Source organism: Nesterenkonia cremea, from assembly GCF_014642675.1.
Taxonomy (GTDB): Bacteria; Actinomycetota; Actinomycetes; order Actinomycetales; family Micrococcaceae; genus Nesterenkonia; species Nesterenkonia cremea.
Genome location: NZ_BMIS01000024.1, coordinates 1 through 13,704 on the forward strand (window position 1 = coordinate 1; position 13,704 = coordinate 13,704).

The following is a 13,704-nucleotide window of genomic DNA, read 5'->3' on the forward strand; positions in this document are numbered from 1 at the left end:
ACCGGCCGCGGGTTCCGCAACCAGAAGAACTATCAATCACGTATCCTAGGCACCAGCGTCAGGCAGACACGCCGACGCCGCAGGATCCCCCACCAACAAGGGCTCCACGCTCAACGTTGAATAGCCAACAAACACCGTAAGACCAACTGGAGGACCCTCCGAGACCGGTACGGCCCCATGGGGTGGTGGCCGGTGGACGAGGGCGTGGAGCTGTTCAATCCCGCTACAATACCGGTAAGCCGGTACCGCTACCGAGGAGACATCCCCACACCGTGGACCCAACCAGCACCTGCATGAGCATTGGCATGGGCTCGTGGAGAGCCGGATGCGGTGAAAGTCGCACGTCCGGTTCGGGAGGCGGCCCAGGGAAACAGACCAGCCGAAACGCTGATACTGCGCCCTGGGCCGACCTCACCTGGCCGGCGACGCGTTGGACCAGACGAGGCAACGAGTTCAACGTGAGACCACCGGCCACCGGGGACGTTCTGGCGACCCGCTCTACGGGGCTCGTAAGACTCTGCGCACCGGGGCTGACCTGCTCACCCAACCCCAGGAGAGGAAGCTGACCAGAGTGTTCGCCGCTGATGAGCACGTCGAAGTCGAAGCGACCTGGAGCGTGTACCAGAAGATCGTCGCCGCCTACCGACACCCCTCCAAGAAGGACGGCAAGCACCTCCTTCAAGAGGTCATCACCTCGCTGCGCCGCGGAATCCCCGCGAAGCTGATAGAGGTCAAGAAACTGGGCCGAACCCTGAACAAGCGCGCCGCCGACATTCTGGCCTACTTCGACCGACCCGGCACATCAAACGGCCCCACCGAAGCGATCAACGGCCGGCTCGAGCACCTGCGCGGCACCGCCCTGGGATTCAGGAACCTGACCAACTACATCACCCGAGCCATGCTGGACACCGGAGGATTCAGACCCCTACTACACCCTCATCTGCGATGAGCCGCACCGTCTCAGTGAACAAAGGGTCTGCCAGCGCTGCTCGGTGGGTAGCCGACGTTCCAGCCTCATCGGTGCACAGCAACAACGTTCCAACGGCCGCTGCCTCCGCCCCAGCGTCCAGGATTCGGCGAACTGATTCCGGCCCGTCGATTCCACCAGCGCCGACGACAGGCAGCGGCACTGTTTCAGCGATCTGCTTCACCACAGTGGCGGTATCCGCCATCTCAGGGACGCGGCTGGGGTCGTGAGTGGCGCTGTGGCCACCAGCCTGAGGCCCCTGGACGACCAAACCGTCAGCTCCAACCCTCTCTGCAGCTTTGGCCTCCTCAACTGTGGTGACACTGGCGAGCGCCGTAGTACCAACCGAGCGGAGACGTTCTACGTCATCCTGGGTGGGCAGGCCGAAGGTGAAGGAGACCACCGGCACGGGGTATTCGGTGAGCCGGTCCAGTTTCTGCTGCCAATAGTCCTCATCGACGACGGGTTCGGCATCGAGAGTGATCCTGTAAGTCTCGGCTTCAGGCTGCAGCTCGACTGCGTATGCGCTGAAGGTTCTTCGGTCCACAGGTCTCCGCTCGGGCACGAAGAGGTTGACCCCGAAGTCCACTCCGAGTGTTCTTGTCGCCTCTATCTGTTCGCTCAGCGCCTCTGGCGTTTTGTATCCTCCGGCGAGGAAAGGGAACGCCCCGGCTTCCGAAACGGCTTCAATCAGGTCCAGATTGGTGGGCCCGCCGGCCATAGGTGCTGCGACCAGGGGCAGCTTAGAACGAAGTAACGTCTCTCGTGCCATCGAAAATGCCTCCTTAAGGGGCCCAGCCGGGGGTCATTAAAGACCGTCCTCCCGGCCGCCCATCTCCGAAAGCCGAAGACCCGATATTGAGGGGCTTAGGGAAGCGCCGTTAAAGGATCGTCGCCGCGTAAGACAGCACGGACGTTGTCGAAGGCAAGCTGAGTCATGGCATTGCGAGTTTCCTTGGTCGCCGAGCCCAGGTGGGGGGAAAGGACCAGGTTGTCGCATCCTAGGAGACGTGGCTCTACCTCCGGCTCGTGCTCAAAGACGTCGAGCCCCGCGCCGGCGATTTGTCCCGCCGAAAGGGCCTCCGCTAGTGCGGCCTCGTCGACCACAGGGCCCCGGGTAGTATTGACCAGATAGGCCGTGGGCTTCATGTTGGCGAGGCTTTGGGCGTCGATGAGATGCCGAGTCTGCGGGATAAGGGGGCAGTGCAAGGAGACGACATCGGCCGTGCGCAACAGCTCCTCAAACGATAGATGGACCGCGTCGCAGGTCTCTTCGACCTGCTCCGGAGCGCGGCGGCGGCTGGTGTAGACAATATTCATCCCGAAGGCTCGCGCCCGATGAGCGACGGCCCTGCCGATCTGCCCCAGTCCCACGATCCCGAGGGTCTTGCCTTGTAGACCGGTGCCTAGCATGAAACCGAGCTCAAAGGTCCAAGGTGCACGAGAGCGAAGGAGCCGCTCCCCCTCCCCGAGTCGTCGGGTTACTGACAGCAGCAGCCCCATGGTGAGATCCGCGGTGGCGTCTGTCAGCACCCCGGGAGTCGTCGTGACAATCACACCGCGGTCTTGCAGCGCAGAGACATCAATGTTGTCGTAACCCACGGCCACGTTGGCCACTACCCGCAGCCCCGAGCCAGCAGCATCGGCTACCTCAGCGTCGATTCGGTCGTTGAGAGTCGAGACGATGGCCGTAGCGCCTCGGACCTCCTCCAGTAGTCGCTCTCGGGAGAGTGGAGTAGGGGGAGCCGGGATCCGCACCTCACCGAACTCGCCGCTCGGAGGCGGCGGTGAGGCGGGCAGCTGTCCGGTGATAACGGTGCGCATATCTTTCACCTTCCTACTGCAGGGCGCAGGTAACCGACCTTGACCCGAGTGTAGAAGTCACGTGCGGTGTCTCCGATAGAAAAGGGGCCGAGGCCGCTGCCTCCGACGCCCCCAAAGGGGACATGCGGCTCGCTCGCTGTGCCATGGTTGACGTGCACCATCCCAGTTCGGGCCTCTCGCAGGAAGCGCATAGCAACGTCCATGTCAGTACTGAAAACCGAGGCCGCTAGGCCGTAGGCGGTGTTGTTTGTGATCGACACGGCCTCTTCGACTCCGCGCACACGCAGCACGGAGAGGACTGGTCCGAATATCTCTTCCTGCGCGACGGTCATCTCCGGTCGCACCTCGTCCAGCAACACAGGGGCGTGGTAAGGCCCGCTCTCCGGAACGGGGCGGTCCGTGGTGACTTGCTGGGCGCCTTCTGCCAGCCCTTGGCGCAGATACTCCGCTACAGTGTCCCGCTGATGATTACTAGTCATGGGGCCCACGGTCGTCTCGGGGTCGGTGCCTGGACCCACACGCAGGGCATTGAAGCGCGAAGCAAGACCATCCACGAGCTCATCGGCAATTTCCTCTTCGACCAGTACCCGGCTAATCGCGGTGCAGCGCTGTCCGGTGCACTGAATGGCCGCTGAGACGATCTCGTCGGCGACTGTGCCGAGATCATGGGCGCTGTGGACGTAGGCGGGGTTCTTACCGCCAAGTTCGAGCTGGACAGAGGTCAGATTGCGGCCGGCAACTTCGGCGATGCTGCGCCCCACGGATGTGGATCCCGTGAAGCTCACCCCTGCTACACCGGGGTGCTCGACGAGGGCTCCACCTGCCATAGATCCCTTACCCGTCACAACGTTTACTGTCCCCGGAGCCACGCCTGCCTGCTGTAGAAGGGCGACGATCGCCAGAGTCGACAGTGGAGACTCTTGGGCGGGCTTGACCACCACGGTATCCCCGGCGGCGAGGGCCGGCGCGACCTTTCGGACTGGTGCCACGATGGGGAAGTTCCAGGGAGTGATGGCGGCGATGACACCGAGCGGGACACGCTCTGTGATGACAAGGGCGTCCGGGTGATCGCCTGGGATTGTCTGACCCGTCATACGAGGGGCCTCACCGGCGGTGAACTCGATCTCGGCAGCGGCGCGGTCCACCTCTCCGCGAGATTCGTGCAGTGGCTTGCCCATTTCTGCGGTGGCCAGGTGGGCCAGAGACTCCCGGTTCTCTCGTAGCAGCTCTGCCCAGCGGAGCAGGATGGTGCTGCGAGCCCGCGCGGGGGTCCGGGCCCAGCTCGGTCCGGCCTCGGCGGCGGCGTCCACCGCACGGCTCACCTCCGCAATTCCAGCGAGGGGTTGAGCGAGCAGGATCTTGCCAGTCGCGGGGTCCATCACATCGGCATACTCCTCTGCAGTGGTTGGCTGGCCACCGATGAGCATGGCAGCTGTGTCACCGAGCGTTGGGATTAGGTCAAGGTACGAAGAGGTGGCCATTGGGGGCTTCTCCTTATTGGCTCTGTCAATGCTGCTAGCGTTCTAGGGGTCTTCCGTGATCTCTTCAGGAGGATTCCGTCGGGGCGCGGTCGATGTGACGTAGGGTGACTTCTGCGAGGAAAGACCGTTCCCAGCTGTCACGGGCGATCGCCGCCATGGACCGCTCTTCGTTTTCGGCGATCGCTTGCGCTCCTTGCGCCGCCTCTGCGATGCGAGCTCGAGGTACGAAGGCTACTCCGTCCTCATCGGTGACGACCACGTCGCCGGTGTCGACGCTGGTGCCTCGGATTGCCACGGGGCCGCCCAATTCTCCAGGCCCTTCTTTGTAGGGACCTTGATGAGAGAAGTCGAGGGCAAATATTGGCATGGACATCTCGCCGAGCTCGGTGAGGTCACGGACCGCACCGTCGACGATGATTCCGGCCACGCCGCGTCGTTCGGCGTAGTGGCAGGCCAGGCCGCCGATGAGTGCTCGGGTTCGGTCTCCGCCCCCGGCCACCACGAGGATCTCACCGGGCTCGATAAGATCGAGAGCCTGATGCACCGCGAGGTTGTCGCCGGGACGGGTATGTACGGTGAAGGCGGGGCCCGCGATCTCGACAGCCTTCGTGAAGGGCCGGAGTCCTGGCGCACCTCCGATCCGGCCGAGGCCGTCCGAGATCGCAGCGGTCGGGAAGGCCCGCAGGGTTTGTATCGTTGCACGATCGGGGGCGGGAGGTCGGGCATGGACTACACATTCGGGCATGATGTCTCACTCTCCAGGTTGGGGTTAGTGTGTATTGGTCGGGCTCATTGCACGAGCCACAGACTTAGTTCAGGCAAAAAGGTAATGACCGATAGCGCGGCGAGGGCGATCCCTAGGAAGGGTAAGTTGGCCTTGGCGACCTCCAGAATGGAAACCTTCGCGATGTCCGAGGTGACGAAAAGCGACATGCCTATCGGCGGTGTGATGAGTCCGATCATCAGATTCACCACAATCACGACCCCGAAGTGCACCGGGTCCACCCCGAGGGCAGTCGCGGTCGGCAACAGCAGGGGGGTGAAGATGATGATCGCGGCATTCGCTTCCATAAATGTGCCGACCAACAGCAGGATCACGTTGACGAGGAGGAGGAATACGATCGGGGTTAGGCCTTCGAGATTCTCCGAGACCGCGGCTGGCAGACCGGTGCGAACAAAGATCTGGCCAAGTACCGCCGCAGCAGCGATGATGAACAGAATCACTGCCGAACTACGTGCTGCCTCGGAGATCACTGCGGGAATCTTCCGCCAGTTGAGCTCCCGGTAGTACAAAGTGGAGACTAACAGAGCGTAGATCGCCGCTATGGCCGCAGCCTCGGTCGCCGTGAACAGGCCGGACATAATCCCTCCGAGAATGATCACCGGCATGAGTAGTGCAGGGATGGAATCCCTAGCGGCCAACAGCGCCGCGCGCATACTCGGCCTGGCTTGTCGTGGTAGCCCCTGGACGGCGGCGAGCACTAGCACGGTCACGGCAAAGAGGGCCGCGATGAGCAGGCCCGGGAGCAGCCCAGCGGTGAGCAACACACGGATGTCCTCGTTCGCAGCGATAGCGTAGACGACTAGCGGGATAGCCGGAGGGATGACCCCGCCGACGATCGAGGCTGATGAGGTAAGCGCGGCACCGAAGCGTCGTGGATATCCGCGTTCCTCCATTTCGGGGATCATCGCCTTGCCAATGGCGGAGGCACCCGCGATGGCCGATCCGGAGAGACCGGCGAACATCACGTTAGTACCAACGTTGACGACGCCGAGCCCTCCTGGGAGACGGCCGAAGAATATCCCAGCGAAGTCAATAAGACGGCGAGTGATGCCTCCGGCGTTCATCAGAGATCCGGCGAGGAGGAAGAGCGGAATAGCCGTCATCGGCACCGAGTCGGCGCCGGCCGTCGTGGACTGGGTCACAAGAGAGAAGGCTGGGACGTCAAGAGTCAGTAAGATAAACAGGAGACCCACCGCGATGAAAGCGTAGGCCACCGGCACACCCAGCAAGATAATCAGGAAAAGTGTGACGAGGAGCAAGATGCCGGTAGTCATGAGCGGCCCCCTTTACGTTGCGCGGAGAGCCCGACGACTACTCCTCGCAGGGCAGTGCCCAGCACGACGGCGCCGCTCAGGGCGGCCGGGAGAAATAGGACAGCTATGGGTAGCTGAAGGGCTGGAGTGGTGTGGTCGGCTGTGCGCGTCAAAATAACCAGTCCGCCGATCAGAAGCGCCGCCGCGGCAATCACAACGATGGCCTCGATGAGGACTTTCAGGATGCGTGCCGCGAGACTATCTTGGCGAGCAGCCAGGATGGTGTCCAAGAGGATTGTGATAGCGATGTGGCTCTTGGTTCGGTAGGCGAGGGTTGCTCCGGCGAAGGTCAGCCACACCATCAGGAGTCGGGCAGCCTCATCAGCCCAGATCAGCGGGTTCTCCACCACATAGCGCATCACCACTTGCAAGCACAACACCCCGGCGATTGCGGCGAGGATGAGCGCACAAAGCGCGCCCATAGTTTTATCTAGCCAACCGGTGAGAGAGGCCTCACCAGCGGCGGACGCGGATGTGGCCCGGCGGTGCTCCCTGCTTTGGGTGCTCATCGTGCCCACCTCGTTTCGTAGAGCGCGGCGACCTCTGGCCCGGCCATCTCCGGGAGGTCTTCGACTCGGGCCGCGAAGGCATCCCGGTCAGGTTCGATGACTGTCATGCCCTCGTCAGCGAGCTCGTCCACTAGGACTTCTTCGCGTTCCAGAACATGTGCTAGGAGCTCGTCGCGCGCAGTACCGGAAGCAGCTTCCTCAAGGATTTGGCGCTGTTCCTCATCCAGTCGCGCCCAGGCGGCATCTCCGATGGAGAGGGCTGTAGGCTCAATGACATGGGCAGTCAGGATTAAGTGGGACTGCGCCGTGGGCAGACCCGCTGAGTGGATGGTCTCCAGCGGGTTCTCCTGCCCCTCAAGCGCACCTTGCTCGAGGGCGGTCATGATATCCCCAAAGGGCATAGGGGTGGGGCTCGCGTCGAAACCGGCCCAGGTCTGCAGGCTCATCGGGTTTTCAGGGACGCGGATGCGTAGCCCCGAGATATCTTCAGGTGTAGTTGCCTCAGTGTTCAGGGTGAGGTGCCTCGGCCCACGCGGCCAGAGCGAGAGGAGCCGAGTGTTGCTGGTTTCGGCTACCTGTCGCTCGACGGCTTCGCCGAGCTCTCCGTCATAGTGCGTCATCGCCTCCTCGAGGTCGTCGAAGAGGAAGGGAAGTACCAGGAACTGGCCGACGGGTGACATCTGACTGTAAACGCCGGACCCACCGACCCAGATGTCTACGGTCTCAAGGCCAAGGCCTTCAAGTATCTCGATGTCTTCACCGAGCTGGCCACCTGGGTAGATCTCAATACGAAGGTTTCCGTCGCTAACTTCTGCGACTTCGTCGGCGAAATCCTGTACGGCCTGGGCGTTCGCGTCGGTGACCGACCAGGTGTGGCCGAGGGTGAGAGTGACCGGCGCCTCGTCGGCGCTGGCGCTGGGCGAACATGCGGCCAGAATGAGGGAAACGGCCGCAAGGCCACCCGCTGCTCGCGATCTTGAGGTGAACATCGTTGTTCCTCCTACTGAATGGGTGGTGGAGAGTTAGGGATGGCCTCGGCGTCGAGGCTCTCGGCGAGAGTATTCAGGGCGGTCCAGGTTGTCTCTGCGAGGGGGACTCCCTGTCGGTCGGACGTCTCGGCAGCCGCTTGTTCGATGTCACCGGGAAGTAGAACAGCGTCACAGCCCTCCGCGGGAGGAAGGGAACGGACCCACGTGAGGAATTCCTCGAGCTCGTCGCCGTACCGAGTGAGAGCCTCGTCCACTCGTGAAACGAGGAAGGTGTGTCCTAGGTCCTGGGGGCGGTCCCAGTCCTCGTACATGTTTCCGATTCCGGGGCCGGAGGGGCCGCCGGAGAGCACCCCGCAAAGCAGGTCGATCATGAGGGCGACCCCTGATCCCTTGGGACCACCGAAGGGCAGCATGGTGCCCTTAAGGGCCTCCGCGGCCACAGTGGTCGGGTGCCCTCGCGAGTCGAGGGCCCAGCCGAGCGGTATAGCCTCCCCTTGGCTGTGCGCGACGATGATTTTTCCGCGTGCGACCGCACTGGAGGCGATGTCGAGCACCACAGGTGGGCCTTCAGGTCGCGGCACCGCGATCGCCAGGGGGTTGGTGCCCACTGCAGGGGTCCGTCCGCCGTAATAGGCCATGGTGACCGGGGCGTTGGAGACTGCGATGACGAAGTTGCCGCGTTGGGCGGCTCTCCGAGCGTAATACCCCATTGTCCCGCAATGGTTGCTATGTCGGGCTGTACTCGAGCCGATACCATAGTCCTCCGCAAGGGAGCAAGCCGCATCGACGGCCGTCGAAGCGACGAAGGCGCCCATAGCATTGTGACCATCCACCTGGGCCCGAGCGCCGTCGGTGAGAACAGTAGGGACGGCATTAGGATCGACCATCCCGCGTTGGAGGCGCTCGACGTAGATCGGCAGCCGTATGAGTCCGTGTGACGCAACACCGTGCCGGTCGGCGTCGACCAGGCTCTCCGCGGTGACGCCAGCTGCGCGCTCCGGTAGGCCTGCGGCACGTAAAATATCGCGGGCGAAGTTGGTTAGCATCTCCGGTGATTCGTGGCGGGTGCTCATAAGGCGGCTCGCAGCAACTCGGTGAGCTCTCCCGGGCCCGCGGCCCGGGGGTTGGCTTCAGTGTTGTCACTACCCACTGCAATTTCTACGACCGGGGCGAAGTCGTCCTCACCGACATCCCAGTCCCGAAGTCTGCTGGTAAGGCCGGCGGCATCGCGCAGTTCCCGGACCGCTCGTTCGAGATTGTCCGCGTCCGGAGAGAGCAGCGCCGCGAGTTCGGTATAGCGCGTAGACTCCAACTCCTCGTTGAAGGCGCACATCTCCGGTAGCACGATGGCGACTGCTACGCCGTGTGGAATACTATGGAGACCTCCAAGGGGAACCGCCAGGGCGTGAGTGAGACCAAGCCGGGTCGAGTTCGCAGCAAGCTCGGCGATACAGCTCGCGGCGAGCATCCCGGCGCGCGCCTCAAGGTTTTCTGGTTCACGGAGGGCAGTCAGTAGATGCCGGCCGATGAGTGCTACAGCGTTCTTGGCGTGCCCCTCGGATATCGGGTTGTTCCACACGCTACCGAAGGACTCGATGGCGTGGGCCAGGGCATCGAATCCAGTGGCGGCGGTAAGCGGCGCAGGGAGGCCGGAGGTCAGTTCGGGATCGAGGATGGCAAGTACCGGCAGCACCCGCATGGACGAGATACTTACTTTGCGACTTGAGGCTGGATCACTCAGTACGCAGAAACGTGTGACCTCGCTACCGGTACCTGCGGTTGTGGGGATTGCGATTACAGGCAGTGGATCGGTGGTGATCCGCTCAGGGCCGACGAGTTCGAGGACTGGACGTCCCGAGGTGGCTACGGCTGCCGCCGCTTTGGCAGCATCCAACGGGCTGCCGCCCCCCAAAGCGATGATCCCATCGTGCCCGCCTTCGCGGATTCGGCGGGCGGCCTCCTCTACCGAGTGGGTTGTGGGGTCCGAGGCAATTCCGTCGAAGATTTCCGCGGTCCTGGCTTCGGCGGTGAGTGCCGTCAGCACGGGGTCGAGGAGGCCGACAGCGCGGATACCCGCGTCGGTGATTATTAAGGGCCGTTCGATGCCGTAACGGTCGAGCTCCGCTGGAAGCTGGGCCACGGCGCCGGGGCCCCCGACGATACGCGTGGGGACGTGGTAGTCGAAGGGATGGTATGATCGATGTCGGACATGAACCATATCGGGTGACTCTGGCCGGTAATTCATCAGGTTCCTAATCTGTAGAGGGATTGGCGGGCGCGCCGAGAAGGACGCCCCGGGTCGGGGCATCATTAGGAATGCGCCAGCATTAATGCCCACCTGCTACCTGGCAGGCTCGGTGTAGGCGCCTTCTCGGTGATAGAAGCGCTCGGAGGCTGGACCTCATCGCCGCTCAGAGGCGGCCGGCTTCCCTTTCTTTCTTAATGTGCTCGGACATGAGCTCTTCACCTCGATGGAGATGGTGAAGCAGTGCGTCGGTAGCGCTTTCGAGGTCACGTGCCGCGATAGCCTCCGTAATGCGCTTGTGTTCAGCGAGGTTCTCCTCAATCCGGCCTTGGTAGCCAGTCGAGAGAAAATGTCTCCCGCGGTCGATTTGTCGTTCGACGATCCCGTAGACGCCGATAACGCGTCTATTGTCGCTGCAGGCCACTATTTTCTTGTGGAACTCGTTGTCCCGCTGGAAGTACCGTGGATATTCCTCAACCTCGATGGGGGCGTGGAAGTCGTCGAAAAAGCGTCCCAACTCATACACCACCGCAGTTCGGGGCGTGTCCCTGTTGAGCAATCGCCGTAGCCCGATCGGCTCGAGAGCCCTGCGAAGTTCGAAGAGTTCGCGGAGGTCGTGCTCGTCGAAGCGAGCGATTTGCCAACCGGTGCCGCGCTCGCGGGCGTTGATTAGGCCCGACGCCGCCAGCCGCTGCAGAGCTTCCCGTACCGGGGTGCGGCTCACGCCCAGGCGATCGCCAAGGTTTTGGTCGGTAACGATCTCCCCTGGCTTTAGCTCGCCTCGCACTACTGCGTCTTCCAGCGCTTCGAAAACGCGATCGGTAAGACTGACGACGCGTTGCGGTGGAATCGCCAGGGGATCTCTCATGCATTTCATTATTCATGTATACGAGTATACGTCAATGTGGCGCAGAACACGCAAGGGGTATTTGGGGTGAATTTTGAAGCGGTCCGGTCGCTACGACAGGAGTCGATAGCTAGAAGGGCAGAAGGAAACCGTTACAGAGCGCTACGCATCTCGTGGTGGGACGGTCGAGCTCCGCTGCGAAAAACGCTGAAGCTGTCCGCAGGATCTCATTGGCCCGGCGCAGCTCAGCATTCTCTCGGCGCAGCTGCCGCAACTCTTCAGCAGCATCAGTACTCACATCAGCGGCCTGGCCAGCATCGATACGGGCCTGGCGCACCCAGTTCCGCAGGGTCTCATATGAGACACCCAACGCAGCCCCCACAGAGTGGACCGCCTGGGTCTTCGAAGAGTCCTCAGAGCGCATATGGTCTTCGACCATCCGCGCAGCACGCTCCTTGAACTCAAGGCTGTACTTCTTCGGCATGTTCCAATCCTCTCTGCTCAACAGATCGGAACTAAAGCGGCTCATCGCAGATGAGGGTGTAGTAGGGATTTGAATCCTCCGGTGTCGAGCAGGGCCCGGGTGATGTAGTTGGCCAGGTTCCGGAACCCCAGGGCGGTGCCGCGCAGGTGCTCGAGCCGGCCGTTGATGGCCTCGGTGGGGCCATTGGATGTGCCTGGCCGATCGAAGTAGGCCAGGATGTCAGCGGCCCGGCGGTTCAGGGTCCGGCCCAGCTTCTTGACCTCCACCAGCTTGGCCGGGATTCCGCGGCGCAACGAGGCGATGACCTCTCCCAGCAGTTGCTTGCCGTGCTTCTTGGAGGGGTGTCGGTAGGCGGCGACGATCTTCTGATAGACGCTCCAAGTGGCCTCGACCTCGACGTGCTCATCAGTGGCGAAGACTTTCTCGACTTTGCGGCTCTGGGGTTCGGTGAGCAGATCAGCGCCGGTGCGCAGCGTCTTGCGGGCCCCGTAGAGAAGGTCGCCGGTGCGACCGCGGTGTCCGGTGGTCTCTCGCTGAACCCGTTGCCGGGCCTGGTCCAGGGCATCGCCGGCTAGGGCGACGACATGGAAGGGATCCATCACCGCAACAGCTTCAGGGAGCTCTTCAGCGGTGGCGGTCTTGAACCCAGTGAACCCATCCATGGCCACCACCTCGATCCCGTTCCGGAAGTCCTTGCTCTGAGCATCGAGCCAGGTCTTGAACACCGTCTTGGACCGACCCGGGACCATGTCCAGCAGCCGGGCTGGGCCACGACGCTCCTTCACGGGGGTCAAATCGATGACCACGGTGACGTAGTGGGAACCGCGGCCGGTGTGGCGCCAGCAATGCTCATCAACCCCGATCACCTTCACTCCCTCGAAGCGGTGAGGATCTTCGATCAGCAGTTGCCTACCGGCAGTCAACGCAGCGTCGTTGACGGTGTGCCAGGAGCAGGCCAGTGCAGCAGCGACCCTTGCGATGCTCATCCTGTCGATGACTACTGATTTCAGGGCCCACAGCACCGCATGCCTGGACAGCTTGGCCCGCGGTGCCGCCGCTGTGGTGGTGTCCTGGCGCCAGACGGTGCCACAGTCAGCACATCGGTATCGGCGAACCCGAACCCACAGCACCGTGGGCCGCCACCCCAACGGCAGGTGCGCCAGCTTCCGGACTACCGTGCCCCGCGGTAGCCCCTCTGCGCCACAGTTCCGGCACCATGGATCGTCTTCGGTGACTCTGCATTCCAGGATGGCCCGGTCGCGGCGGATCTGTTGGCCGGCGGCCCTCAGGCCGAGGGAGTCCAGGAGGCAGAAGCTGTCCAGGTCAGGGGAGGTGGAAGTAGGCTGGGACATCGTCGAGGTCTTCTTGGATGGTGAGTGTAGGAACTTCCATCTTCGGAAGGCCTCGACCTCTATCCGCCTATCGCCACGCCGCTGCTCCCTGCCTCTACACCCTCAAACGCGAAGAGCCTGTTCAGCGTCGTACTTGGGGGCGTCATCCGCTCGTGCGGCGAGGATCAGGGCACGCAGGAGCCAGATGGTTCGCCAGCTTCCATGAATGAGCCACAGCACGGCGAGGACGAACGCCCAGAAGGCCCACTCTCCGTAGCCACCGATGTTCAGCGCCGCAGCCAGCAGGCAAAGCAGGGCCGAGATCAGCCCAAAAGCCAGCGCCGAGGTCCAGTTCCGAGCGAGGCTTGGTCCAGCCTCCGTGCGCAGCATCCGTAAACTCGGACTGTCGTGTGTGACGCCGTAGAGCACCACAGCGGCGGAAAGGGAGGCCGCGATCGTCGAGGCAGCTGTGGCTCCGATGTAGAGCTCAGTGACACCGAGGAGCCCACCCCAGCGATATAACCAGGCATTGGGCACCACACCGCAGAGGACCAGGCCGGCCGCGACCCCTACCACCGCCAGTAAACACACGTTCACCAGGCCTGGGCGGTCCTGTGCACGGCCCATGGCTCTGGCGCGTATCTCCTGCATCTCGGCAGTCACACTTCCACCTTAGTGACGAGACCTGGACGATTCCGAGAGAACCTTCTGGAATCGCTCGATCCCGTGAAGCACAGCATGAAGCACCTCGGAGCGTTCCGGCGGGCCGTCATTGCTCTGCACATATTCGGTGTAGGTGACCTTGTTGGGTTGCCCCCGGAAGTAGGTCCACGCGTTATGCGGGCCGCGGTTTCTTCAATGGGTACAGATTTCAGCATACTCAGCCGGGCTGCGGTACCCGAGCGCTGAGTGGCGCCGGATGGTGTTGTA

The 13,704-nt window shown here is 62.7% G+C and carries 13 protein-coding genes and 1 pseudogene; 1 reads left to right on the top strand and 13 read right to left on the bottom strand.

Going from position 1 to position 13,704, the window contains the following annotated elements; all coding sequences use genetic code 11:
* Window positions 1-415: 415 nt before the first annotated feature.
* Window positions 416-949, top strand: a pseudogene (locus IEW85_RS13980) (transposase); the annotation flags it as partial.
* On the opposite strand, the gene IEW85_RS13985 reads toward IEW85_RS13980, so the two are convergent.
* The 13 genes from IEW85_RS13985 to IEW85_RS14045 all read right to left on the bottom strand — a co-directional run bounded on the left by IEW85_RS13985 (window position 918) and on the right by IEW85_RS14045 (window position 13,437).
* Complete coding sequence (locus IEW85_RS13985) at window positions 918-1,739, bottom strand: nitronate monooxygenase (protein WP_188687002.1); 822 nt, start codon at window positions 1,737-1,739, stop codon at window positions 918-920. The pseudogene IEW85_RS13980 and the gene IEW85_RS13985 sit on opposite strands and share 32 nt — an antisense overlap.
* 95 nt (window positions 1,740-1,834) lie before the next feature.
* Window positions 1,835-2,791: a 2-hydroxyacid dehydrogenase gene (locus IEW85_RS13990; protein WP_188687007.1), complete on the bottom strand. Its 957-nt coding sequence runs from the start codon at window positions 2,789-2,791 to the stop codon at window positions 1,835-1,837.
* A 5-nt stretch (window positions 2,792-2,796) separates the two neighbouring features.
* Entirely contained in the window at window positions 2,797-4,272 is a 1,476-nt protein-coding gene (locus IEW85_RS13995; RefSeq protein WP_188687012.1) for an aldehyde dehydrogenase family protein, read from the bottom strand.
* Window positions 4,273-4,336: 64 nt separating this feature from the next.
* Window positions 4,337-5,017, bottom strand: a complete 681-nt coding sequence (locus IEW85_RS14000; RefSeq protein ID WP_188687015.1) for an RraA family protein — start codon at window positions 5,015-5,017, stop codon at window positions 4,337-4,339.
* 44 nt (window positions 5,018-5,061) lie between these two features.
* Window positions 5,062-6,330, bottom strand: coding sequence for a TRAP transporter large permease (locus IEW85_RS14005; RefSeq protein WP_188687017.1), 1,269 nt, complete (start codon window positions 6,328-6,330; stop codon window positions 5,062-5,064).
* Complete coding sequence (locus IEW85_RS14010) at window positions 6,327-6,878, bottom strand: TRAP transporter small permease (protein ID WP_188687020.1); 552 nt, start codon at window positions 6,876-6,878, stop codon at window positions 6,327-6,329. Before IEW85_RS14010 ends, IEW85_RS14005 begins: the two co-directional genes overlap by 4 nt.
* Window positions 6,875-7,867: a TRAP transporter substrate-binding protein gene (locus IEW85_RS14015; protein ID WP_188687022.1), complete on the bottom strand. Its 993-nt coding sequence runs from the start codon at window positions 7,865-7,867 to the stop codon at window positions 6,875-6,877. The genes IEW85_RS14010 and IEW85_RS14015 overlap by 4 nt, the downstream gene beginning before the upstream one ends.
* Window positions 7,868-7,878: 11 nt before the next feature.
* Window positions 7,879-8,913 carry an Ldh family oxidoreductase gene (locus tag IEW85_RS14020; RefSeq protein WP_188687025.1) on the bottom strand — a complete coding sequence of 345 codons (1,035 nt, stop codon included), beginning with the start codon at window positions 8,911-8,913 and terminating at the stop codon, window positions 7,879-7,881.
* A gap of 23 nt (window positions 8,914-8,936) precedes the next feature.
* On the bottom strand, window positions 8,937-10,085 hold the full coding sequence (locus tag IEW85_RS14025) for an iron-containing alcohol dehydrogenase family protein (protein WP_188687027.1): 1,149 nt from the start codon (window positions 10,083-10,085) through the stop codon (window positions 8,937-8,939).
* Window positions 10,086-10,278: 193 nt separating this feature from the next.
* Window positions 10,279-10,980: a GntR family transcriptional regulator gene (locus IEW85_RS14030; protein WP_188687029.1), complete on the bottom strand. Its 702-nt coding sequence runs from the start codon at window positions 10,978-10,980 to the stop codon at window positions 10,279-10,281.
* 109 nt (window positions 10,981-11,089) lie between these two features.
* A complete protein-coding gene (locus IEW85_RS14035; protein ID WP_188687031.1) occupies window positions 11,090-11,443 on the bottom strand; it encodes a transposase in 354 nt (117 codons plus the stop codon).
* Window positions 11,444-11,484: 41 nt separating this feature from the next.
* The gene (locus IEW85_RS14040; RefSeq protein WP_188687033.1) at window positions 11,485-12,795 is read right to left on the bottom strand and encodes an ISL3 family transposase; all 1,311 of its coding nucleotides are present in this window, start codon (window positions 12,793-12,795) and stop codon (window positions 11,485-11,487) included.
* A 102-nt stretch (window positions 12,796-12,897) separates the two neighbouring features.
* Window positions 12,898-13,437, bottom strand: coding sequence for a hypothetical protein (locus IEW85_RS14045; protein WP_188687036.1), 540 nt, complete (start codon window positions 13,435-13,437; stop codon window positions 12,898-12,900).
* Window positions 13,438-13,704 lie beyond the last annotated feature (267 nt).

Coding starts and splice junctions, on each gene's coding strand:
- IEW85_RS13985 (WP_188687002.1), bottom strand. CDS start 1,739: ATGGCACGAGAGACGTTACTTCGTTCTAAGCTGCCCCTGGTCGCAGCA.
- IEW85_RS13990 (WP_188687007.1), bottom strand. CDS start 2,791: ATGCGCACCGTTATCACCGGACAGCTGCCCGCCTCACCGCCGCCTCCG.
- IEW85_RS13995 (WP_188687012.1), bottom strand. CDS start 4,272: ATGGCCACCTCTTCGTACCTTGACCTAATCCCAACGCTCGGTGACACA.
- IEW85_RS14000 (WP_188687015.1), bottom strand. CDS start 5,017: ATGCCCGAATGTGTAGTCCATGCCCGACCTCCCGCCCCCGATCGTGCA.
- IEW85_RS14005 (WP_188687017.1), bottom strand. CDS start 6,330: ATGACTACCGGCATCTTGCTCCTCGTCACACTTTTCCTGATTATCTTG.
- IEW85_RS14010 (WP_188687020.1), bottom strand. CDS start 6,878: ATGAGCACCCAAAGCAGGGAGCACCGCCGGGCCACATCCGCGTCCGCC.
- IEW85_RS14015 (WP_188687022.1), bottom strand. CDS start 7,867: ATGTTCACCTCAAGATCGCGAGCAGCGGGTGGCCTTGCGGCCGTTTCC.
- IEW85_RS14020 (WP_188687025.1), bottom strand. CDS start 8,913: ATGCTAACCAACTTCGCCCGCGATATTTTACGTGCCGCAGGCCTACCG.
- IEW85_RS14025 (WP_188687027.1), bottom strand. CDS start 10,085: ATGGTTCATGTCCGACATCGATCATACCATCCCTTCGACTACCACGTC.
- IEW85_RS14030 (WP_188687029.1), bottom strand. CDS start 10,980: ATGAGAGATCCCCTGGCGATTCCACCGCAACGCGTCGTCAGTCTTACC.
- IEW85_RS14035 (WP_188687031.1), bottom strand. CDS start 11,443: ATGCCGAAGAAGTACAGCCTTGAGTTCAAGGAGCGTGCTGCGCGGATG.
- IEW85_RS14040 (WP_188687033.1), bottom strand. CDS start 12,795: ATGTCCCAGCCTACTTCCACCTCCCCTGACCTGGACAGCTTCTGCCTC.